The following is a 21,346-nucleotide window of genomic DNA, read 5'->3' on the forward strand; positions in this document are numbered from 1 at the left end:
CTACTCCGCGACAGGAGTTCGCGTGCAAGCTGCCTGCGTTGCCATCCTCGCCTTCGCGGAAGAGGGTTTCCATGCCGAAGACGGTAAAGGTTTGGCGCTCGAACAGGGGGGGGCTGCATGTTGGAGCCTCTTGTCTCGGAGAGGCTTGCGTGTAGCGAGAGTTCTGCCGTGTTGGGCGCTTGATGATTGCTTGTCAGCCGCCGTTCTGCGCGCGTTGGTAAGCGACCAACGCGTTGGCATGGCCGTGGCCGATCTTGTGTTGTTCCTTGAGGAAGGCCACCTGTTCCATGTGCTTCCTGTCCTTGACCGTATCCAGCAGCTGCAGCCAGTGCTTCACCGGCTTGCCATAGGTCTTCTCGATGGACGGGAAGTACGAAGCGGGGCCCTGGACTTTTTCGCTGCTGGTCATATGCGTTTCCGGGAAGGAGAGAGGCAGGGCAATGATGCGGCAAAGGCCGGGCGTTGGCGACTCAGTGGGTGCTTGGCGGCAGCATCTCAGTGATGCGTGCCTTGGCTGCGTGGATGAAAGCGGCCAATGGCGCAGCCGGCCAAGGCAGTGTGCTGCCGGTCGGTGCGAGATACTCCTGCCGTGCCCGGCTGACGATGGCCTGATGCTGCGCCGGCAGATGCTGCAGCAGCCAATCAGCGGCGACATCCTTCGGCGCAATGTTTCCCGTCTGCGCGCTGTACCAGATGCGCGCCAGGGTGAGCACGATGTTGGCTTCTTCACCGTGCCAGTCCTCTACGGTATTCCACAGCTTCAAGGTGTCGGCCAGGGCCTGCTGGAAGTCGTGCTCGGGCACTGCTGGAAGCAGCTCGGTGATGTCCGGGCCGTGCAGGGCGATGCTTTGCTGGCGTGCCTTGGTCAGGAGAATGGCGAGATCCGGGTCGTATGTTGGCGGCTCCAGGATGCCGGCCAGGATGTCCTGCCGCAGCCATTCACCGAACTGCAGTTCGCGGCGTGCTGGATGGCGCCAAGGCGTCACTTCGGCGTGTGCGATTACCGTCGCTTCCAATGCACGCAGTGTTGCGTGCTGGCCGGGTGGGGCCGAGATGGCCAGCAGGTCGCGTTGCAGATAACGCAGCGTGGCGGCGTCGGGATGCGTGGCCACGATCACCAGTAGATCGATATCGCTGTGTGGTTTTAGGCCGCCATCCAGGGCCGAGCCATAGAGATGGATGGCAAGCAGGTTGGCCGCCAGATGGCGCTGGATCGCTTCGCAGGCGAGGGCGAGCTGGGTGGTGATGGCTTCGGGGATGGGGGCTGTCATGGCGGCGGCAGGTAATCGTGTAGGGCCGATTGTGCCGTAAACAGAACGGGCGCCTTGCGGCGCCCGTTCTTTGCATCTTGCCTTTGCTCCAATCCTTCCCGCGTGCGCGGGGGCTTGTAGTGCCGAGCCATGCTCGGCAGGGGCTTTACCGGCTAAAGCTGCCCTCACCCCAACCCCTCTCCCGCGGGCGGGAGAGGGGCTTGAGCAAAGGCTTTGCCGATCAGTAGCGGTAATGGTCCGGCTTGAACGGGCCGTCGACCGGCACGCCGATGTAGTCGGCCTGTTCCTGGCTAAGGGTAGTCAGCTTGACGCCGATCTTTTCCAGGTGCAGGCGGGCGACTTCTTCGTCCAGCTTCTTCGGCAGCAGGTACACCTTGTTCTCGTAGCTGTCCTTGTTCGCCCACAGGTCGATCTGTGCGAGCGTCTGGTTGGCGAACGAGTTGGACATCACGAAGCTCGGGTGGCCGGTGGCGCAGCCCAGGTTGACCAGGCGGCCTTCGGCCAGCAGGAAGATCGCGTTGCCGTTCGGGAAGATGTACTTGTCCACCTGCGGCTTGATGTTGACGTGCTGCACGCCCTTGTAGCCCACCAGTGCATCGACCTGGATCTCATTGTCGAAGTGACCGATGTTGCAGACGATGGCCTGGTCCTTCATCGCGCTCAGGTGCTCGATGCGGATGATGTCCTTGTTGCCGGTGGTGGTGACGTACAGGTCAGCGCGACCCAGAGTGGATTCGATGGTGTTGACTTCGAAACCTTCCATCGCCGCCTGCAGGGCGCAGATCGGGTCGATTTCGGTGACCACCACGCGTGCGCCATAGGCACGCAGCGAAGCCGCGCAGCCCTTGCCCACGTCGCCGTAGCCGCAGACCACGGCAACCTTGCCGGCCAGCATCACGTCCATTGCGCGCTTCAGGCCATCGGCCAGCGATTCGCGGCAGCCGTACAGGTTGTCGAACTTGCTCTTGGTGACCGAGTCGTTGACGTTGATGGCCGGGATCAGCAGGGTGCCGGCCTGGGCCAGCTGGTACAGGCGGTGCACGCCGGTGGTGGTCTCTTCGGAGACGCCCTTCCAATCCTTGACCACGCGCGCCCAGTAACCCGGGCGCTCGGTTGCAACGCGCTTGAGCAGGTTCTTGATGACCTGTTCTTCGTGCGAGGAAGCCGGCTCGTTGACCCAGTTGCTGCCGTTCTCCAGCTCGTAGCCCTTGTGGATCAGCAGGGTGACGTCGCCGCCGTCATCGACCACCAGCTCCGGACCGGTCAGGGTGCCGTCGGCCAGGGTGAAGGTCAGCGCGTCCAGGGTGCAGTCCCAGTACTCTTCCAGCGACTCGCCCTTCCAGGCGAACACCGGCGTGCCGGTGGCGGCAATCGCGGCGGCTGCGTGGTCCTGGGTGGAGAAGATGTTGCACGAGGCCCAGCGCACATTGGCGCCGATGTCCTTCAGGGTCTCGATCAGCACCGCGGTCTGGATGGTCATGTGCAGCGAACCGGTCACGCGCACGCCCTTCAGCGGCAGCTCGGCCTGGTACTTGCGGCGGATCGACATCAGGCCCGGCATTTCGTGCTCGGCGATGTCCAGTTCCTTGCGGCCCCAATCGGACAGCGAGATATCGCGGATCTTGTAATCACCTTCCTGCGAGAAGGTAGAGGCAACAGCGTTCATTTAGAGCTCCGGTGTGGTGCGAGCAGGCTCGCGTTCGCCGGGCGCCGTTGTTGCGTGAAAGCCGTCCGAGCCTGGCCGTTTGGGAAGTCCGTGCAAGAACACGGGCTGTAGTGGACGGGTCCACCCAACGGTCGCAGCGCCCCTCGGAACGGGCCGGCCATTATATCGCGCCGGCGGGCCTGCACTGCCGGCCCAACCAAAGGCAGGGGCCACGGGCGATGGGGATTGTTAAGTTGGGCGATTGTTTCCGTCCAAGAGGATTGCGCCATGAACCTGTCTTCCCGCCGCCCACGCCGCGCTTCCGCGGCCCTGGTGCTGTGCGCCGGCCTGCTGCTGGCCGTCCCGCCGGTCATGGCGCTGGCCCCGCCGGTGCAGAAGGGGGCGCAGCAGGGCGAGGGTTACCGGCTGCCGTCAGCGGCCCTGCAGGCGGTAGTTGACGCCCCGCGCGCACCCAGCCTGTACCTGTCCCCCAAGCGCGACCTGACCGCGCTGCTGCAGACCCCGGCGCTGCCCTCCATCGCCCAGGTGGCGGCCCCCGAGCTGAAGCTGGCCGGGCTGCGCATCAACCCCAAGACCGTCTCCGACAGCCGTTTCTCGTTCGGCAGCAAGCTGTGTTTGGCGTCCACCGTTGATGGCAAGGAGCGCCAGATCAGCGGCTTGCCGCAGCCCTTGTCGGTGGCGTCGCTGGCCTGGTCACCGGACCAGAAGTACCTGGCCTTCAACCAGTTGGACCCGGCCACGGGCAGCAACGAGCTGTGGCTGGTGGATGTGCAGAGCGGCAATGCACGGCGCATCGCCGAGCGGCTGAACAGCATCGTGGGCAATGGCTACAGCTGGCTGCCGGGCAGCGACGCGCTGCTGGTGCTGCAGCGTCCGGCCGGGCAGGGCGAGCCGCCGCAGAGCGACGGCATTCCCACCGGGCCGGCCGTGCAGCAGACCGAAGCCGGGCAGGGTGTGCGTTCGGTGCGGACCTACCAGGATCTGCTCAAGAACGAAGACGACGCGCGCCTGTTCGCCTACTACATGCAGGCACAACCAGTACGGGTGTCGATCAGCGGTGACAGCAAACCGGTCGGCGCTGCGGGCATCTACCTCGGCTTGTCGGCCTCGCCGGATGGCAGCTACCTGCTGAGCCAGCGCGTGCAGCGGCCGTTCTCGTATGCGGTGCCGGTCAGCCGCTTCCCGCGCCATATCGAGGTGCTGGATGCGCAGGGCAAGCTGGTGCATACGGTGGCACGCCTGCCGCTGGTGGATGGCCTGCCCACCGGCAACGACGCAGTGCCCACAGGCGTGCGTTCGATCAGCTGGCGTGCCGATGCACCGGCAACCCTGGTATGGGCCGAAGCGCAGGACGGCGGCGACCCGTCGCGCGAGGCCAAGGTGCGCGATGCGGTGCTGATGCAGGCCGCGCCATTTGAAAAGCCACCGGTGACGCTGGCGCAGCTGGGCTCGCGTTATGCCGGTGCTACCTGGGCCAACGGCGAGTTGGCGCTGCTGGATGAGTACTGGTGGAAGAACCGCCAGATGAAGCAATGGAAGATCGCGCCGGACCATCTCGACCAGGCCGCGACGCTGCTGGTGCAGCGTTCGGAAGACGACCGCTACAGCGACCCGGGCGAACCGTTGCTGCAGATGGACGATGGTGGCCGCTCGCGTCTGCAGCTCACTGCCGATGGCGGTGGCTTCTACCGCATTGGCGACGGTGCATCGGCCGAAGGCGATCGCCCGTTCCTTGACCGCGTCGATCTGGCCAGTGGCAAGAGCGAGCGCCTGTTCCATTCGCAGGCGCCGTATTACGAAATGCCGTTGGGCATCATCGAAGGCGAGGCTGGCCGCATCCTGACGTACCGCGAATCCAACGACGTGCCAGCCAACCTGTTTGCCCGCGGTTTGGCGGCGGATGCGCAGCCGGTTGAACTGACCCACTTTGCTCATCCGCTGCCGCAGCTGAAGGGCGTGAAGAAGGAGCAGATCCGCTACAAGCGCAACGATGGTGTTGAACTCACCGCCGACCTGTTGCTGCCACCGGGCTACGACCCCAAGAAGGATGGCCCGCGCCCGCTGCTGATGTGGGCATACCCGGCCGAGTTCAAATCTGCTGCCGATGCCAGCCAGGTCAGCGGCTCGCAGTACCGCTTCAACGCCATCAGCTATTGGGGCCCGCAGGCGTTCCTGGCCAAGGGCTATGTGGTGTTGAACAACCCGACCATGCCGATCATCGGCGAGGGCGACACCGAGCCGAATGACACCTATGTGCAGCAGCTGGTTGCCAGTGCGCAGGCAGCGGTGGACGAAGTGGTCAAGCGCGGTGTTGGTGACCGTGAGCGCATTGCCGTGGGTGGCCATTCCTATGGTGCTTTCATGACCGCCAACCTGCTGGCGCATACGCGTCTGTTCAAGGCCGGTATCGCGCGGTCAGGTGCTTACAACCGCACGCTGACGCCGTTCGGCTTCCAGGCCGAGGAGCGCAACTACTGGCAGGCGCAGGACGTGTACCAGAAGATGTCGCCGTTCAATTATGCAGACAAGATCAAGGATCCGATCCTGTTCATCCATGGCGTGGACGACAACAACTCCGGCACCTTCCCGATCCAGAGCGAGCGCATGTTCGCAGCGGTGAAGGGTTTGGGCGGCACCGCGCGGCTGGTGATGCTGCCGAACGAATCGCATGGTTACCGCGCACGCGAATCGATCATGACGATGCTGGCCGAAAGTGAGGACTGGCTCGACCGTTGGTTGGGTGCGGAAGCTGGCAAGAAGCGCTGACGTATTGCCCGCCCTTGCGCCTCCGGCGCAAGGGCGGGTGTAGTGCCGAGCCATGCTCGGCACGGGCATTACCGGTAACGCCTCTGCCGAGCATGGCTCGGCACTACAGGTCCGCGAATGACCTATCCAGCACGTATTCCTGTCCAAAAGGACAGCTGCCAGACAACATTCAAATGCAACTGTTTCAGGTTTGGTGCACTGCAAAACTATGCCGATTTTTGCGGTAGGCTTGACGGGTTTCCGCTCTCCAGGCTCTCCGTCTTAGATGAACGAGTACCGCAGCAGCGTTGTCTTCGCCACCCCCGATCTGCCCCTGCGCGACGATGTGCGCCGCCTTGGTGCGCTGGTCGGTGATCTGATTTCCGAACAGGTATCGCCCGCCTTCCTCGATGAGGTGGAAGATGTGCGTACCGCCGCCATCGCCCGTCGCGAAAGCCAGGCACCGTTGGCGCCGCTGAACACGCAGTTGGCCGGCCGTTCGCCGCGCGATGCCGAAGCGTTGGTGCGTGCCTTCAGCACCTACTTCCAGGTGGTCAATATCGCCGAGCGTGTGCACCGCATCCGCCGTCGCCGTGATTACCAGCGTGCAGGCACCAAGCGGCCGCAGCCCGACGGCCTGCATGACGCGCTGCTTGCGCTCAAGGCGCAGGGCGTGACCCCGGAAGAACTGGCGCAATGGCTGCCGCAGATCGATATCGAGCCGGTGTTCACCGCGCATCCCACCGAGGCCGTGCGCCGTGCCTTGCTGGAAAAAGAACAGTTGATGGTTGCCGCCCTGGTCGACAACCTCGACGGTCAGCGCACGCCGGGCGAGCAGGCAGCCGATGCTGCGCGTTTCCGCATGGCGCTGACCGCGTCCTGGCAGACCGCCGATTCCTCGCCGGTACGCCCCACCGTGGATGACGAGCGCGAGCACGTAGGCTTCTACCTCACCCGCGTGTTGTACCGGGTGATCCCGGTGTTCTACGAATCGCTGGAACAGGCCCTGCGCGACACCTGGGGCCGAACCCTGCCACTGCCGCGCCTGCTGCGCTTCGGCACCTGGGTGGGCGGCGACATGGATGGCAATCCCAATGTCGATGCCGGGACCATCACCGCAACCTTGAATGCGCAACGCAGCGCCGTACTCGGCCTGTACCTGAAAGACATGGTCGCGTTGGCGAGCCTGCTCAGCCAATCGACCGAACTTGTCGGTGTCAGCGATGCGGTGAAGGCGCGCTTGCAGGAATACCAGCAGCTGCTGCCGCAGGTGAAGTCGCGCCCGCGTCATGCCGACATGCCCTATCGCCTGCTCAACGACCGCATGCGCGCGCGCCTGCAGGCCACGCTGGAAGATGCGCCGGGCGCCTATGCATCACCGGAAGAATTCATCCACGACATCCAGCTGATCCTGGACAGCCTTGAGGCCAACAAGGGCAAGCACGCCGGTTGGTTCTCGGTACGCCGCCTGCTGTGGCGCGTGCGCACCTTCGGCTTTCACCTGGCGCGCCTGGACGTGCGCCAGGAATCCAGTGTGCACTCACGCGCGCTGGCCGAAGTGCTGGGCGGGCAGGAGGCATTCGATGCGCTCGACGATGCCGCCCGCGCGCAGCTGTTGTCGCCGTATGCGGCAGGCACCGAAGTACTGGCGCAAGGTGAGGATGAAGCCGGCCAGCGTCTGGACAAGGTATTCGCCGCGCTGGCCGATGCGCGCCGCCGCCACGGCGCCGATGCGCTGGGCAGCTACATCATTTCGATGGCGCATGATCGTGGCGATGTACTGGCCGTGCTGGCCTTGGCACGACGTGGTGGCCTGGTGGATGCCGACAACGCGGTGCCGCTGGATATCGCACCGCTGTTCGAAACCGTTGACGATCTGCAGCGCGGCACTACAACGCTGCACGACCTGCTGGCCGACCCGGTCTATCGCGCGCATCTGGCTGCACGCAACGATGTGCAGATGGTGATGCTGGGCTATTCGGACAGTGGCAAGGATGGCGGCATCGCCGCCTCGCGTTGGGGCCTGCAGCATGCGCAGGTCGAACTGCTGGACGCTGCTGCCGAGTACGGCGTCAAGCTGACCTTCTTCCACGGCCGCGGCGGCTCGATCAGCCGCGGTGGCACCAAAACCACACATGCGGTCAACGCATCGCCACGCGGCAGCATCGGTGGCCGCCTGCGCGTTACCGAGCAGGGCGAGGTGATCCACCGCAAGTACGGCATCCGCGCATTAGCGCTGCGCTCGCTGGAGCAATCGGCCGGTGCGGTGTTGCGCGCCAGCTTGCGCCCGCGCGCCAGCGAGCCGCGCGAAGAACAGTGGAAGCCGGTGATGGCGCTGGTGGCCGAGCAGAGCTCGGCGGCCTATCGCACGTTTGTCGGCGACGCGCAGTTCATGAACTACTTCCGCAAGGCCACGCCGATCGATGTGATCGAGCGCATGACGCTGGGTTCACGCCCCTCGCGGCGGCTGGGCCAGGACGCGGCGCTGACCAATCTGCGTGCGATCCCCTGGGTATTTGCCTGGAGCCAGGCACGCGCGGTGATCCCTGGTTGGTTCGGCGTGGGCAGTGGCCTGCAGGCCGCTGCCGATGCCGGGCATGAACAGACGCTGCGCGAGATGGCGCACGATTGGCCGTTCTTCGAAACCTTCCTCGACGACATGTCGATGGTGCTCAGCAAGGGCGACATTCATATCGCCGAACAATTCTCCAAGCTGGCCGGCCCGCTGCACGAGCACTTCTTCCCGTTGATCCGCGAAGAGCTGGCGCTCACCGCGCATTGGGTGAAGCGCTTGAGCGGCCAGCAGGAGCTGCTGGAACAGGACCCACGGCTGGCCCTGTCCATCCGCCTGCGCAACCCCTACATCGACCCGATCAGCATCCTGCAGGTGGATCTGTTGCAGCGTTGGCGGGCAAGTGATCGCCAGGACGAAGGCCTGCTGCGCGCCCTTGTAGCCTGCGTGAACGGCGTATCGCAAGGCGTACAGAACACCGGCTAAGCCCCCTCCGTAGTGCCGCGCCATGCTCGGCAGAGGCATCACCAGCAATCCAAAACGGTAGTGCCGAGCCATGCTCGGCAGGGGCATTCCCCAGCAATCTCAAACCGTAGTGCCGAGTCGCGCTCGGCAGAGGCATTCACTAGTAAAGCCTCTGCCGAGCATGGCTCGGCACTACATGTCACCGGACGCACCGCCAGCTTCGCGGCTTACGCCGCTCCCACAAAAACCTAGGCCGAAGGCAACGAAAGGTCCGCCTCACCCGAAGGATTGCTCTTGAGCAGTTCCAGATGCCGCTGCTCCATTTCCTGGCGCAACTGGCGGCGGATCTGGGCGGCGGCAAAGCGGCGCTTCTCGTCGCTGTTTGCCGGCTCCAGAGCCGGCACCGGTGTCGGCCGGCCGTTGTCATCCACCGCCACCATGGTGAAGAAGCAGCTGTTGGCGTGGCGTACCGCGTTCTTGCGGATGTCCTCGGCCACCACCTTGATGCCGACCTCCATCGAGGAGTTGCCGGTGAAGTTCACCGAGGCCAGGAAAGTAACCAGTTCGCCTACAGCAATCGGCTGGCGGAATGTCACCTGGTCCACCGACAAGGTCACCACGTAGTTGCCGGCATAGCGGCTGGCACAGGCATAGGCAACCTGGTCAAGCAGGCGCAGGATCGCGCCGCCGTGAACCTTGCCGGAGAAATTGGCCATCTCCGGGGACATCAACACGGACATCGATAGCTGGTGGGCTTTATGGTCGTTCATGGGACTTGCTGCCACTGCGGGAAGAGCAGGCTACTCCAGCCGGCGTGCAGACGGTAGGCACACCGGTGCTGTGATGCAGAGCCGAGCCATGCTCGGCTGGAGCCCTACCGGTAAAGCCTCTGCCGAGCATGGCTCGGCACTACAGGAACCTGGCATTTGTAGAGCCGAGCCATGCTCGGCTGGAGCGTTACCGGTAGAGCCTCTGCCGAGCATGGCTCGGCACTGCAGGAGCCTGGCATTTGTAGAGCCGAGCCATGCTCGGCTGGAGCCCTACCGGTAAAGCCTCTGCCGAGCATGGCTCGGCACTACAGGGATCCGGCATTTGTAGGGCCGAACCGTCGTGGGCTTACTGGAAGTTGTAGCGCACCACGTGGAAGAACACCGGCGCGGAGAACACCACCGAATCCAGACGGTCGAGGATGCCGCCGTGGCCTTCGATCATTTCACCCCAGTCCTTGGCGCCCAGGCTGCGTTTGACCGCTGACAACGCCAGTCCGCCGAGGAAGCCGCAGACCACGATCAGCAGCGACAGGTACGCGGACTGCAGCGGCGAGAACGGGGTGATCCAGTACAGCGCGGCGCCGACGCCAGTCGCCGCCAAGCCGCCACCGACCAGGCCTTCAACCGTCTTGGACGGGCTGACCAGCGGGGCCAGCAGATGCTTGCCGAACAGCTTGCCGAACACGTACTGCAGCACGTCGCTGAGCTGTACCACCAGCAGCAGGTAGAACAGCAACATCAGGTTCTGGCCTTCGTAGCCGGGGATGCGCAGCAGCATCAGCGCCGGTGCATGGCTGAGGCAGAACACGGTGAGCATCACGCCCCACTGGATCTTGGTGTTGCGTTCCAGGAAATTCTCGGTGTCGCCGGACAAGGCCGATATCGCCGGCAAGGCCAGGAAGCCGTACACGGGAATGCACATGACGAACAGGCCATACCAGTCGATGCCGATCAGCCAGTACTGCAGCGGTATCGCGATGTAGAAGCAAAGACACAGCGCCAGGTGATCGCCGCGCCGTGTTGGCGTCAGCGAAATGAATTCACGCAGGGCGAAGAACGACAGCAGGCCGAAGAACACCAGCGTGGCGATTTTGCCGAGCAGGAAGCAGAACAGCAGCACCCCGGCCATCACCCACCACGCGCGAATGCGTGCGTTGAGGTTGTCCACCACCGAGCCGGGCTTGATCCGGCCGAGGATGAAGCCAATCAGGCTGGCCAGCACCAGTACCCCGATCACGCCGCCGATCATCCACCAGAAACTGGCCGGCGCGCGCTCGATGGCCTGCTGCACGAAGCTGCCCAGCGGCAGTTGTTGGAAGACGTTGTTCATGCCAGCTCCACCACGGCGTTGCGGGCGCGTTCGAGAAACTGCGCCTTGTCCTCATCGGCGATGCGGTTGAGCGGCGCACCGAAGCGCGCCGTGCATACCAGCGGCACAGGTACCAGACTGCCCTTGGGCAGCGCGCGTCGTGCGTTGTCCAGGTACACCGGTACCAGCTCCACATGCGGGTAGTGCTGTGCCAGGTGGAACAGGCCTGCCTTGAACGGCTGCGGCAAGGGGTCGTGGTTGCGCGTACCTTCCGGAAACAGGATCAACGAGTCACCGGCATCCAGCGCGTCATGCAGCGGTTGCAGAGGATCACCAACGCATTTGTTGCGGTCGCGTTCGATCAACACCGCATTGAAACCCTTGTCGGCGATGAGCTTGCGTACGCCCTTGCTCCAGTAGTCGCGCGCGGCGACCGGGCGGGTGTGCTCGCGCAGTGCCGGCGGCAGTGCCGACCACAGCGCCACCGTATCCAGGTGACTGGAGTGGTTGGCGAAGTAGATGCGCTGGGTGTCGTTGGGGCGGCTGCCAACCCAACGCGGGTAGGCACCAATGAAAACCTTGACGGCGGCGACCAGCAGGCTTGAAAGCATCAGGTGCTTGCCTTGAGTTGCGCGGCGATGGCGCGGGTGCGGGTAATGCAGGTCAGCAGCGAGCCGGCGGCGATGATGATGGCCGCAGCGGGCAGGACGTAGGCGGTATTGCCGATCAGCTGTTCGATGATGGCCAGAACACAGGCGGCGGTAAGCGCGAACATGCGGTGCTGTTTGGCCATTGGCCCGCGAAAATCCTGCGGCAGGCCGAGGCTGGCACCGGACAGGCGTACGTAGGCGGTGAGTGCTGCCAGCAGGGCACCAAGCCAACCCAGCCAAGGCATGCCGGCGGCGTAGCCGAGGGCGATGATCAGCAGTGAGTCGGCAATGCGGTCGGGGTATTCGTTGTAGAGCGCGCCGGTAGGAGTCTGCTTGCCGCCTTCCATTGCGACCATGCCGTCGAGCAGGTTGCAGACAAGGCGGAGCTGGATGCAGATGGCGCAGGTCAGCAGGCCGATCAGGTTCGGGGCTGCCAGCAGTCCTACCGCAGCGATGGCGGCGAAGAACACGCTGAGCACGGAGATCTGGTTGGGTGTGATGGAAGAACGTGCCAGCGCGGCGCTCAGGCGTTGGGCCCAGCCGGCGGAACGGGCGGCAATTGGTCTACGGTCATTTTTCCCCATGGGCCGATGGTAGTGCATTGCTGGTGAGGGCGGGCAGGGTGAGTGGCAGAAGGTGGTAACAGTGGTCTTGCCGGAGATGCTGCTTGAGCCTTCGCCTTCGCCTTCGCCTTCGCCTTCGCCTTCGGCGGAGGCTTTGCCTTGGCCTTGGCCTTGGCCTTTGCTTTTGCTTTTGCCGTGGCCGTAGTCGTAGCCGTAGCCGGAGCTTTGGCTCTGGTCTTGGCTCTGGTCTTGGCTCTGGCTCTGGCTTTGGCTTTGGCTGTTGCTTGGCTGTCCCTTCTCCCGCTTGCGGGAGAAGGTGCCCGAAGGGCGGATGAGGGGGTTTTAGATTTCTAGCCGTTGCTTTTGCTGAAGCCAGATCCAGGCCCAAAGCCAAAGCCACAAAGCTAAAGCTGCCCTCATCCCAACCCTTCTCCCGCAGGCGGGAGAAGGGCTAAATCAACGGCTCAGCCAAAGCCAAGCCGAAGCCAAAGCCAAAGCCAAAGCCAAGCCGAAGCCAAAGCCAAAGCCAAAGCCGAAGCCAAAACCAAAACCAAAACCAAAACCAAGCCGAAGCCGAAGCCGAAGCCGAAGCCAAAAAAGAAGCCGAAGCCAAAAAAGAAGCCGAAGCCAAAAAAGAAGCCGAAGCCAAAAAAGAAGGCCGCCCTTGCGGGCGGCCTTCTCTGTTCAAACTGTGTTGCTGCCGGACTCCGGCCCTGCAGCCTTATTTCAGCTTCGCAGCCTTGCGCAGGGCTTCGGCACGGTCGGTGTTTTCCCAGGAGAACGCAGTTGCGTTCTGGGTCTTGCCGTCGCCGTCGACGTACGAGAAGTCCTTCGGCTTGCGGCCGAAGTGGCCGTAGGCAGCGGTCTGCTGGTACATCGGGTGGATCAGGTCCAGCATCTTGATGATGCCGTACGGACGCAGGTCGAAGTGGGCGCGGATCAGCTTCTCGATCTGTGCGTCCGGAATCTTGCCGGTGCCGAAGGTGGTGACCGAAATCGAGGTCGGCTCAGCCACGCCGATGGCGTAGGAGACCTGCACTTCGCACTTGTCGGCCAGGCCAGCGGCAACCACGTTCTTGGCGACGTAACGGGCAGCGTAAGCGGCCGAACGGTCAACCTTGGACGGGTCCTTGCCGGAGAACGCACCGCCACCGTGACGGGCCATGCCGCCGTAGGTGTCGACGATGATCTTGCGACCGGTCAGGCCGCAATCGCCCACCGGGCCGCCGATCACGAAGATGCCGGTCGGGTTGATGTGCACCTTGTTCTTCGCCAGCTTGTCCAGCCACGCCTTCGGCAGCACCGGCTTGAGGATGTGCTCGCGCACGGCCTCGACCAGGTCCTTCTGCTTCACGCCCGGATCATGCTGGGTCGACAGCACCACGGCATCAAGACCTTCGATCTTGCCGTCCTGGCCGTAACGCAGGGTCACCTGGCTCTTGGCGTCCGGGCGCAGCCACGGCAACGGCGAGTTCTTCTTCTTGCGGACCTTGGCCTGCTGCTCGACCAGACGGTGCGAGTAGTAGATCGGCGCCGGCATGAATTCCGGGGCTTCATTGCAGGCATAGCCGAACATCAGGCCCTGGTCGCCAGCGCCTTGCTCTTCCGGCTTCTTGGCCTTCTTGTTGGTGCCGTCAACGCCGGCAGCAATATCAGGCGACTGCTTGCCCAGCATGTTGATGATGGCGCAGGTGTGGCCGTCGAAGCCGACATCGGAGTTGTTGTAGCCGATCTCGTTGATGACGTTGCGGGTCAGTTCTTCGATATCGACCCACGCCGAGGTGGTCACTTCGCCGGCGACGATTGCCGCACCGGTCTTGACCAGGGTTTCGCAGGCCACGCGGGCGCGTTTGTCCTGGGTCAGGATCGCGTCCAGCACCGCATCGGAGATCTGGTCGGCAATCTTGTCCGGATGGCCTTCGGAGACCGATTCGGAGGTGAACAGGTAGCTGGACATCGGGCTATATATCCCTTGATTCGGATGGAAAGATGGTCGCGAATGATACACGCTCGGCACCTTGACGGAATAGTGCCGATGCGTTTGTTGCCATACGGTTAAGGCGGGGTCACCGAATTGCCGCAAAACCGCCATCGGCCTGCCTTCTGGCGGGCGCAGGCTCCCGGCCAATGGGCCGTCAGGGAGACTTCACCATGCACCAGATCGCGTACCGCCTGCAGCAGCGTTACCCGCAGTGGTTCCACGGCCCGCGCGGGCATCTGGCCCGGCCGCTGTTGCGCACAGTGGGACGACTATCTCGTTTCGAGAAGCTGGATGCCTTCCTGCGGCGCAGCGCCGGGCTACAGGGTTTCGCCTTTGTCAGCGCCGCGCTCGGCTTCCTGGACGCCGACTACACGGTCGATGCTGCGGCCTTGGCACGGGTACCGGCCAGCGGCCGCCTGCTGATAGTCGCCAACCATCCCTCCGGGGCATTGGATGCGCTGGCCTTGCTGGATGCGGTGGGCAAAGTGCGCAGCGATGTGCGGATCATCGCCAACGACCTGCTGCTGGAGCTGGAACCGCTGCGCGAGCTGCTGCTGCCGGTGCGCATCCTCGGCGGCCGTGCCCAGCGGGCCAGCCTTCAGGCGGTGGAGCAGGCGCTGCAGGCCGAGCAGTGCGTGATCGTGTTCCCTGCCGGCGAGGTCTCGCGCTTGTCGCTGCAGGGCATCCGCGATGGCCGCTGGAACCGCGGTTTTGTCCGCTTTGCCCGCGCCTGTGCGGCGCCGGTGCTGCCGGTGCGGGTGCAGGCGCGCAACTCGGCCTTGTTCTATGGCGCCTCGGCGCTGTTCAAGCCGGCCGGGACTGCCTTGCTGGCGCGCGAGATGTTCGCCCGTGGCAAACGGCCGCTGCGCTTGCAGGTTGGCGAACTGATGCAGTTGGACACGCAGCAGGAACCAACCCAGCAGCTGCAGGCGGTACGCGATGCGCTTTATGCCTTGGGCGGGCAGCGGCAGGGGGGCGAGACGCAGGGCAGCGGCCCGCAACCTCTTGCTGAACCGATTGCCGCCGCCCAGCTTGCCGCCGCCATTGCGGAGGCTGAACTGCTTGGTCAGACCGGCGACGGCAAGCAGATCCGGCTGGCCCGATGCAGTGCCAAATCGCCGCTGCTGCTGGAACTGGGCCGGCTGCGCGAGCTGACCTTCCGCGAGGTGGGCGAGGGCACCGGCCGCAGCCGCGACCTGGACGACTTCGATCCGCTCTACCAGCACATCGTGGTCTGGGATGCGCCGGCCCAGCGCATTGCCGGTGCCTACCGGGTCATGCGCGGCGCCCCGGCGCTGGCGCGCAGTGGCCTGCAGGGGCTGTATACCGCCGGCCTGTTCCGCTATTCGGACGATGCCATTCCGCGCATCGCCGAAGGCATGGAGCTGGGCCGCAGCTTCGTGGTGCCCGACTACTGGGGCAGCCGCAGCCTGGATTATCTGTGGCAGGGCATTGGTGCCTACCTGGCCAGCCAGCCGGGCATCCGTTATCTGTTTGGTGCGGTGTCGATCAGTGCCGCGCTGCCACGTGCGGCGCGTGAACAGTTGGTGGCCTATTACCAGCAGTACTACGGTGCCGGCCGCAGCCTGGCCGAGTCGAACCGGCCGTTCCAGTACTTCGCCGCGCCGCCGAGTTTTGGTGCCCTGGATGCAGCGGCTGCATTCGACGTGCTCAAGGCCAATCTGGCAACGCTGGGCACCAGCGTGCCGACGTTGTACCGGCAGTACACCGAACTGTGCGAACCCGGCGGTGCGCGCTTCCTTGCATTCGGCGTGGATCCGGATTTCAGCGATTCCATCGACGGACTGATCGAAGTGGACCTGCAGGCCATCCGCCCGCACAAGCGCAAACGCTATCTGCGCGATGCCGGAGCGCTGGCATGAGCACGGTGCCGGTGCTGCCGCCATACCGGCGTGCGGTGTTCATCTCCGACACGCATCTGGGCGCGCGGCATTGCCATGCCGCCGAGCTTGCACGCTTCCTCGGTAGCCTGCGCTGCGAGCGTTTGTACCTGGTGGGCGATATCGTTGATCTATGGTGGCTTTCGCATAAGCGCGCCACCTGGCAACAGGCACACAACGAGGTGATCGAAGCGCTGCAGGCCCTGCGCCGTGCCGGCACCGAGATCATCTACATCCCCGGCAACCACGATGCACCGCTGCGGCGCACCTGTGGCTTGATGCTGCCGGCCATGCAGGTGCGTCGCCGCGCCATCCATACCACCGCTGATGGCCGCCGCCTGCTGGTGGTGCATGGCGATGACTACGACGCCGCCACCCATTTCGGCGGGCTGCAGGAGCGCTTCGGGGATTGGCTCTACTACCGCATCCTTGGCGGCAACCGTCTGCTCAATGCTGCCCGGCGTCGGCTCGGCATGCGTTACTGGTCGTTGTCGGAGTTCCTCAAACGGCAGAGCGGTGCGGCTGAGCGCTACATCGAACGTTTCGTGCAGGCGGGCCTGGCTGACGTGCGCCGGCGCGGCCTTGATGGCATCGTCTGCGGCCATATCCACCGTGCCGCGTTGATCGAGCGCGATGGCCTGATCTACGCCAACGACGGTGATTGGGTGGAAAGCCTGACCGCTCTGGCCGAAGACCCGGATGGCAGCCTGCGCCTGCTCGACCATGGCGGGCGCACGCTGGCCTGCCTGGCCGGCGTCCAGCCGCTGGCACGGGCGGCCTGATCTGACGGCCTGACTTCTTCCTCACTGCCGGGGCCGCTATGCTGGGGCCGGCCGACGAGCAGGGAGTATCGGGTGGCAGCCAAGCAGCCAGGCACGATGACGATATGGGCAGGTGCACTGTGGGTGCTGCTGGCCCCGGCTGCGGTGGCCGCCGAGGCGGTGCCGGCGCTGAGCTACGAGCAGGCCCGGCAACGCCTGGAGCAGGTCTCCGATGCATTGGCCGCAGCCGATGCCGGGGTGCGCAACAAGCAGGACCTGCAGGACGCCAGCCGCTATCTGCGGTTGCCGGAAATCACCGCCGATGTGCGCCGCATGCAGTTCCAGAAAACCCTGAGCCTGCCGCTGGGCTCGTTGGCGCCGGTGGCCGAGGCCTTCGGCATCGAGTCGCCGCTGGAGTTCGGCGAGCGTGACTGGCGCACCCGCCCCATCGTCACCGCCAGCGTGCCTTTGTACAGCGGTGGCTTGATACCCGCCGCGCAAGGGGCTGCGGAGGCCGCCACCGAGCTGGCCCAGGCCGAACGCGAAGTACAGCGGCAGTCATTGTCGCTGCAGCTGGTGCAGGCCTACTTCGGCCAGCAGCTGGCCGAGCAGGCACTGCAGGTGCGGCGCGAAGTGCGTGACGGCCTGCAGCGTCACCTTGAAGATGCCCAGAAGCTTGAGCGCGAGGGCTTCGCCACCAAGGCGCAGCGCTTGCAGGCCAATGTGGCCCGGGACAAGGCCGAGCGCGAATACCAGAAAGCGGTCAACGATCTGTCCACCCTGCAGCAGGCGCTGGCCACCCTGCTGCGCAGCGGTGGCACGGTCGGCACCACTTCGCCGCTGTTCGTGATCAGCGGCCCGGTCGGGGCGCGCGAGGAATTCGAACGCAGCGCGCAGCAGCGGCATCCGCAGATCGGTCGGTTGCGCGCGCTGACCGCGCAGGCCGAGCAGGGCGTGCGTGCCCAGCAGGCCAAGCTCAAGCCGCAGATCTACCTGTTCGGCCAATACGACCTGCGCCGCCGCGATGCGTTGCTGACCGATGCCGACTGGGCGTTTGGCATCGGCGTGCGTTACACCTTCCTCTCGCCCACGGCGCGGCCCTTGCAGGTCAGTGCGGCGCGGGCGCAGCTGGAACAGGCGCAGTCGGGCCTGGACGAGGTGGAAAACCAGTTGCAGCTGGGCGTGGGAAAGGCGTGGAATGAACTGGAGACCGCACGCGCACAGTTCCAGCTGCTGGACAGCAGCATCGCCCAGGCCGAGGAGAACCAGCGGCTGCAGGAATTGTCATTCCGCGAAGGGCAATCCACCTCGCTGGACGTGATCGACGCGCGTCTGGCGCTGGGTGCCGCACAGGTGGAACGTGCGCAGGCCGCCTACCAGTTCGACGTGGCCTTGGCGCAGTTGCTGGAAGTGAGTGGGCAACTGCAACGTTTTGATGACTACCGCCAACGCGCGGACAAGGTGCTGGAATGAGCGATTCGCTGCAGGTGGAAACCAGCCCGCGGCAGCGCCGCGTGTTTCTGATTGCCGGCGTGGTGCTGCTGGTGCTGGTGGGGGTCGGCCTGTGGTTGGGGCTGCGCAGCCCGCAGGACCAGATACAGGGCATGGCCGATGCCGACAACGTCAATGTCGCCGCCAAGGTCACCGCGCGCCTGCGCCAGCTGCATGTACGCGAAGGTGACCGGGTGAGTGCCGGGCAGGTGCTGTTTGAACTGGACAGCCCGGAAGTGGCCGCCAAGGAGCGCCAGGCCGACGCGGTGGTGGCGGCGGCCAAGGCGATGGCGGCCAAGGCCGAGGATGGCGCGCGCAGCGAGGACATCCGTGCCGCCGAGGCCAACTGGAAGCGCGCGGTGGCGGGTGCGGAACTTGCCACCAGTACTTTCCGGCGGCTCGACAACCTGTATGCCGAGGGCGTGGTGAGCCGGCAGAAGCGCGACGAGGCGCAGGCCCAGGCGCGCAGTTCCAATGAACTGGCGCGCGCGGCGCGGGCGCAGTACGACCAGGCCCTGGCCGGCGCGCGGGTCGAGGACAAGGAGGCAGCGCAGGCGCAGGTACGGCAGGCCGAAGGCGCCAAGGCAGAGGTTGACGCGGCCCGCCAGGAAACCGAGGGTCGCGCACCGTTGGCAGGCGAGGTGGGCAAGCGCATGGCCGACATCGGCGAACTGGTGCCGGCCGGCTACCCGGTGTTCACCCTGGTCGACATCGACCATCTGTGGGTGGCGCTGAACCTGCGCGAGGACCAGATGAACGGGCTCAAGCCCGGCGCGCGCCTGCGCGGCACCATTCCGGCGCTGCAGGGTCGCGATGCCACCTTCGAGGTCTACTTCATCAGCCCGGCCGGTGACTACGCCACCTGGCGCAGCACCCGCCAGTCGTCCGGCTACGACGTGCGCAGCTTCGAGGTGCGGGCGCGGCCGCAGCAGCCGATCGAGGGTTTCCGGCCGGGCATGAGCGTGCTGTTTGCATGGCCGCAGGGCTGACACCGGGCAAGGCCTTCGCCGGCTCAGTGCGGCGTGAGCTGCGGCATTGGCGCAGCGACCGCTGGGAGCTGGCGCTGGTGACGGTGCTGCCGCTGCTGCTGATGGGGCTGATGATGTGGTTGTTCTCCGGCTCGGTGCTGCGGCAGGTGCCGATCGCCGTGGTCGACCTGGACCACAGCCCGATCAGTCGCGGCCTGGCCCGTGCGCTTGATGACAGCCCGGGGTTGCGGGTGGCGACCGAGCCGGTCTCGCTGCAACAGGCGCAGGCGCAGCTGCGCGCGCTGGATGTGTTTGCCATCGTGCTGTTGCCGCGCGACCTCAGCCGGCGTGCGCTGCGTGCTGAACCGGCGCCGGTCTATGCTTTCTACAACGCCACCTACATGGCCACCGGGCAATCGGCCGGGCGCGATATCGCCGATGCGGTGAGTGCCTACAACGCGCAGCTGCTGAAGGGACAGATCGGCCTGCAGGTTGGCCCGGCAAAACTGCGCGGTGCACCGGTGACGGTGCAGGCCACAGTGTTGTACAACCCGGCGCGTAGCTACGAGTTGTTCCTGTTGCCACTGATTTTGCCGGCGATACTGTCCTTGTTGGCGGCGCTGGCAGCCGGTGCCGCGTTCGGTCGCGAGCAGCGCGACGGCCTGCTTGCGGGCTGGCTGCAGCAGCGGCCGTGGGCGGCGATGGCCGGCAAGCTCTTTCCCTATGTGGCGCTGTTTTCGCTGTACGGCACGTTGGGGCTGATGTACGTGGCCTACGTGCGTGGCGACGGCGTGGCAGGCAGCCTGTGGCTGATGTTGTTGGCACAACCGCTGTTCTATCTGGCCAGCTGCAGTTTTGCCGTGCTGTTCATCGCGGTGACCCGCGACATGTGCACCGGGCTGTCGGCGGTGGGTCTGACCATCGGCACCGCGCTGGCGTTTTCCGGCGCGACTTTCCCGGTGATCGAAGCACCGTTGTTCACCCGTCTCTGGAACGCGCTGCTACCGCTCACCGCCTATGTGCAGGTGCAGATGCAGCAGTTGTTCATGGGCTCACCTTGGCAGCTGTCGCTGCGCCCACTGGTGATCCTGCTGTTGATGACGCTATTGGCGGGCGGACTCGGCGCAGCCTTGCTGCTGCGCTTGTCACGGCAACCGCAGGTGCGCGCATGAGTGCTTTCACCGCCAGCTTCCGGCGCACGCTGCAGGCGATGTTCGCCGACCCGGCGGCGCGCGCGGTGATGATAGGTGCGGTGCTGCTGTATTCGTTCTTCTACCCGGCGGCCTACCGTCACCAGGTTGCCAGCGACCTGCCGATCGCGGTGGTGGATGACGACCACAGCGCGACCAGCCGCGATCTGATCCGCCACGTGGATGCGCTGCGTGCGGTGCGCGTGGTCAGCCAGCCAACCGATCTGGGCCAGGCCCGGCAGCAATTGCTGGCTGGCGAGGTGGATGGCATCGTGCTGATCCCGCAGCGGCTGGAGCGCGACATTCTGCGCGGTGGCAGCGGCCAACTGGTCTTGCTGGGCAACGGCGCCTACCTGAGCCGGGCCAGCGCCATCCTCAGTGGTCTTGCCGAAGGCATCACCGCTTTCGGTGGCGAGCAGGCGCGGCGCCAGGCCGCCTTCATGGGTGCACCGCAGGCGCCACCGCTGCAACTGGTGCAGCGGCCGCTCTACAACACCCGTGAAGGCTATGGCAGCAGCGTGGTGCCGGGGGTATCGGAACTGATCGTGCACCAGACCCTGCTGCTCGGCATCGGCGTTCTCTTAGGCAGTCGCCGTGCGCAGTTGGGCCGGCGCCTGCACTTCGACCTGCCGACCCTGTCAGGTATGGCCGTGGCGTTCGCGATGGTGGCACTGTGCGGGCTGCTGTACTACGTCGGTTTCACCGCCTGGGCGCAGGATTATCCGCGTGGCGGCAACATCCCCGGCCTGTTGTTGGCCGTGCTGTTGTTCGCGCTGGCGACGGTGCCGTTCGGGATGTTCATCGCCAGCTTCTTCGATACCCGTGAGCGCGCCTTCCAATACATCACGGCGGTGTCGATCCCGCTGTTCTTCCTGTCCAACCTGTCGTGGCCGGCCTTGGCGTCGCCACCGGCCCTGGTGGCGCTGGCCAAGTTGTTGCCCACCACCGCCGGCATCAATGCCATCGTCCGCACCCAGCAACTGGGTGCGCGCGTGCCGGAAATTGGCGGCGAGCTGCTCAATCTGCTGTTGCTGGCAGTGCTGTACAGCGGCCTGATGCTGTGGCGGCTGGCTGGCAGGCGGCAGCACTGAACGCAGCGGCGG

General features: G+C 65.1%; 16 protein-coding genes and 1 riboswitch. Of the genes, 8 read left to right on the top strand and 8 right to left on the bottom strand.

The window, feature by feature from the left end:
* Positions 1-193 precede the first annotated feature (193 nt).
* From BCV67_RS13340 to ahcY, 3 genes are all read right to left on the bottom strand, one after another.
* On the bottom strand, positions 194-409 hold the full coding sequence (locus BCV67_RS13340) for a DUF4287 domain-containing protein (RefSeq protein WP_062169238.1): 216 nt from the start codon (positions 407-409) through the stop codon (positions 194-196).
* A gap of 61 nt (positions 410-470) precedes the next feature.
* Positions 471-1,271 carry an aminoglycoside adenylyltransferase family protein gene (locus tag BCV67_RS13345; RefSeq protein WP_062169236.1) on the bottom strand — a complete coding sequence of 267 codons (801 nt, stop codon included), beginning with the start codon at positions 1,269-1,271 and terminating at the stop codon, positions 471-473.
* A gap of 220 nt (positions 1,272-1,491) precedes the next feature.
* A complete protein-coding gene (gene ahcY, locus BCV67_RS13350; protein WP_062169234.1) occupies positions 1,492-2,937 on the bottom strand; it encodes an adenosylhomocysteinase in 1,446 nt (481 codons plus the stop codon).
* A 32-nt stretch (positions 2,938-2,969) separates the two neighbouring features.
* Positions 2,970-3,088, bottom strand: a riboswitch (S-adenosyl-L-homocysteine riboswitch).
* 116 nt (positions 3,089-3,204) lie between these two features.
* Between ahcY and BCV67_RS13355 the strand changes: the two genes are divergently transcribed.
* Both BCV67_RS13355 and ppc read left to right on the top strand, forming a co-directional pair.
* Positions 3,205-5,703, top strand: a complete 2,499-nt coding sequence (locus BCV67_RS13355; protein WP_062169232.1) for an alpha/beta hydrolase family protein — start codon at positions 3,205-3,207, stop codon at positions 5,701-5,703.
* 265 nt (positions 5,704-5,968) lie between these two features.
* Positions 5,969-8,680 (top strand): phosphoenolpyruvate carboxylase, encoded by a 2,712-nt coding sequence (gene ppc, locus BCV67_RS13360; RefSeq protein ID WP_062169230.1) that lies wholly within the window; start codon positions 5,969-5,971, stop codon positions 8,678-8,680.
* Positions 8,681-8,907: 227 nt separating this feature from the next.
* Here the strand turns inward: ppc and BCV67_RS13365 are convergent, their stop codons facing one another.
* The 5 genes from BCV67_RS13365 to metK form a co-directional block, all read right to left on the bottom strand.
* Positions 8,908-9,429 carry an acyl-CoA thioesterase gene (locus tag BCV67_RS13365; RefSeq protein ID WP_062169228.1) on the bottom strand — a complete coding sequence of 174 codons (522 nt, stop codon included), beginning with the start codon at positions 9,427-9,429 and terminating at the stop codon, positions 8,908-8,910.
* 346 nt (positions 9,430-9,775) lie between these two features.
* On the bottom strand, positions 9,776-10,678 hold the full coding sequence (locus tag BCV67_RS13370; RefSeq protein WP_062171764.1) for a phosphatidate cytidylyltransferase: 903 nt from the start codon (positions 10,676-10,678) through the stop codon (positions 9,776-9,778).
* Between the two features lie 77 nt (positions 10,679-10,755).
* Positions 10,756-11,349, bottom strand: a complete 594-nt coding sequence (locus BCV67_RS13375) for a lysophospholipid acyltransferase family protein (protein ID WP_197430010.1) — start codon at positions 11,347-11,349, stop codon at positions 10,756-10,758.
* The gene (locus BCV67_RS13380; protein ID WP_062169226.1) at positions 11,349-11,972 is read right to left on the bottom strand and encodes a CDP-alcohol phosphatidyltransferase family protein; all 624 of its coding nucleotides are present in this window, start codon (positions 11,970-11,972) and stop codon (positions 11,349-11,351) included. The genes BCV67_RS13375 and BCV67_RS13380 overlap by 1 nt, the downstream gene beginning before the upstream one ends.
* Before the next feature lie 700 nt (positions 11,973-12,672).
* Positions 12,673-13,908, bottom strand: a complete 1,236-nt coding sequence (metK, locus tag BCV67_RS13385) for a methionine adenosyltransferase (protein WP_062169222.1) — start codon at positions 13,906-13,908, stop codon at positions 12,673-12,675.
* 194 nt (positions 13,909-14,102) lie between these two features.
* Here metK and BCV67_RS13390 point away from each other — a divergent pair, with 194 nt between their 5' ends.
* The 6 genes from BCV67_RS13390 (at position 14,103) to BCV67_RS13415 (ending at position 21,334) form a co-directional block, all read left to right on the top strand.
* Positions 14,103-15,815 (top strand): GNAT family N-acyltransferase, encoded by a 1,713-nt coding sequence (locus BCV67_RS13390; RefSeq protein WP_062169220.1) that lies wholly within the window; start codon positions 14,103-14,105, stop codon positions 15,813-15,815.
* Positions 15,812-16,615, top strand: a complete 804-nt coding sequence (locus BCV67_RS13395; RefSeq protein WP_062169218.1) for a UDP-2,3-diacylglucosamine diphosphatase — start codon at positions 15,812-15,814, stop codon at positions 16,613-16,615. Before BCV67_RS13390 ends, BCV67_RS13395 begins: the two co-directional genes overlap by 4 nt.
* A 96-nt stretch (positions 16,616-16,711) precedes the next feature.
* Positions 16,712-18,067, top strand: a complete 1,356-nt coding sequence (locus BCV67_RS13400; protein WP_082746606.1) for a TolC family protein — start codon at positions 16,712-16,714, stop codon at positions 18,065-18,067.
* Positions 18,064-19,074 (top strand): HlyD family secretion protein, encoded by a 1,011-nt coding sequence (locus BCV67_RS13405; RefSeq protein WP_062169216.1) that lies wholly within the window; start codon positions 18,064-18,066, stop codon positions 19,072-19,074. Before BCV67_RS13400 ends, BCV67_RS13405 begins: the two co-directional genes overlap by 4 nt.
* The gene (locus BCV67_RS13410; protein ID WP_062169213.1) at positions 19,059-20,225 is read left to right on the top strand and encodes an ABC transporter permease; all 1,167 of its coding nucleotides are present in this window, start codon (positions 19,059-19,061) and stop codon (positions 20,223-20,225) included. Before BCV67_RS13405 ends, BCV67_RS13410 begins: the two co-directional genes overlap by 16 nt.
* On the top strand, positions 20,222-21,334 hold the full coding sequence (locus tag BCV67_RS13415) for an ABC transporter permease (protein ID WP_062169211.1): 1,113 nt from the start codon (positions 20,222-20,224) through the stop codon (positions 21,332-21,334). Before BCV67_RS13410 ends, BCV67_RS13415 begins: the two co-directional genes overlap by 4 nt.
* Positions 21,335-21,346 lie beyond the last annotated feature (12 nt).

The organism is Stenotrophomonas nitritireducens, assembly GCF_001700965.1.
GTDB classification, from domain to species: Bacteria; Pseudomonadota; Gammaproteobacteria; order Xanthomonadales; family Xanthomonadaceae; genus Stenotrophomonas; species Stenotrophomonas nitritireducens_A.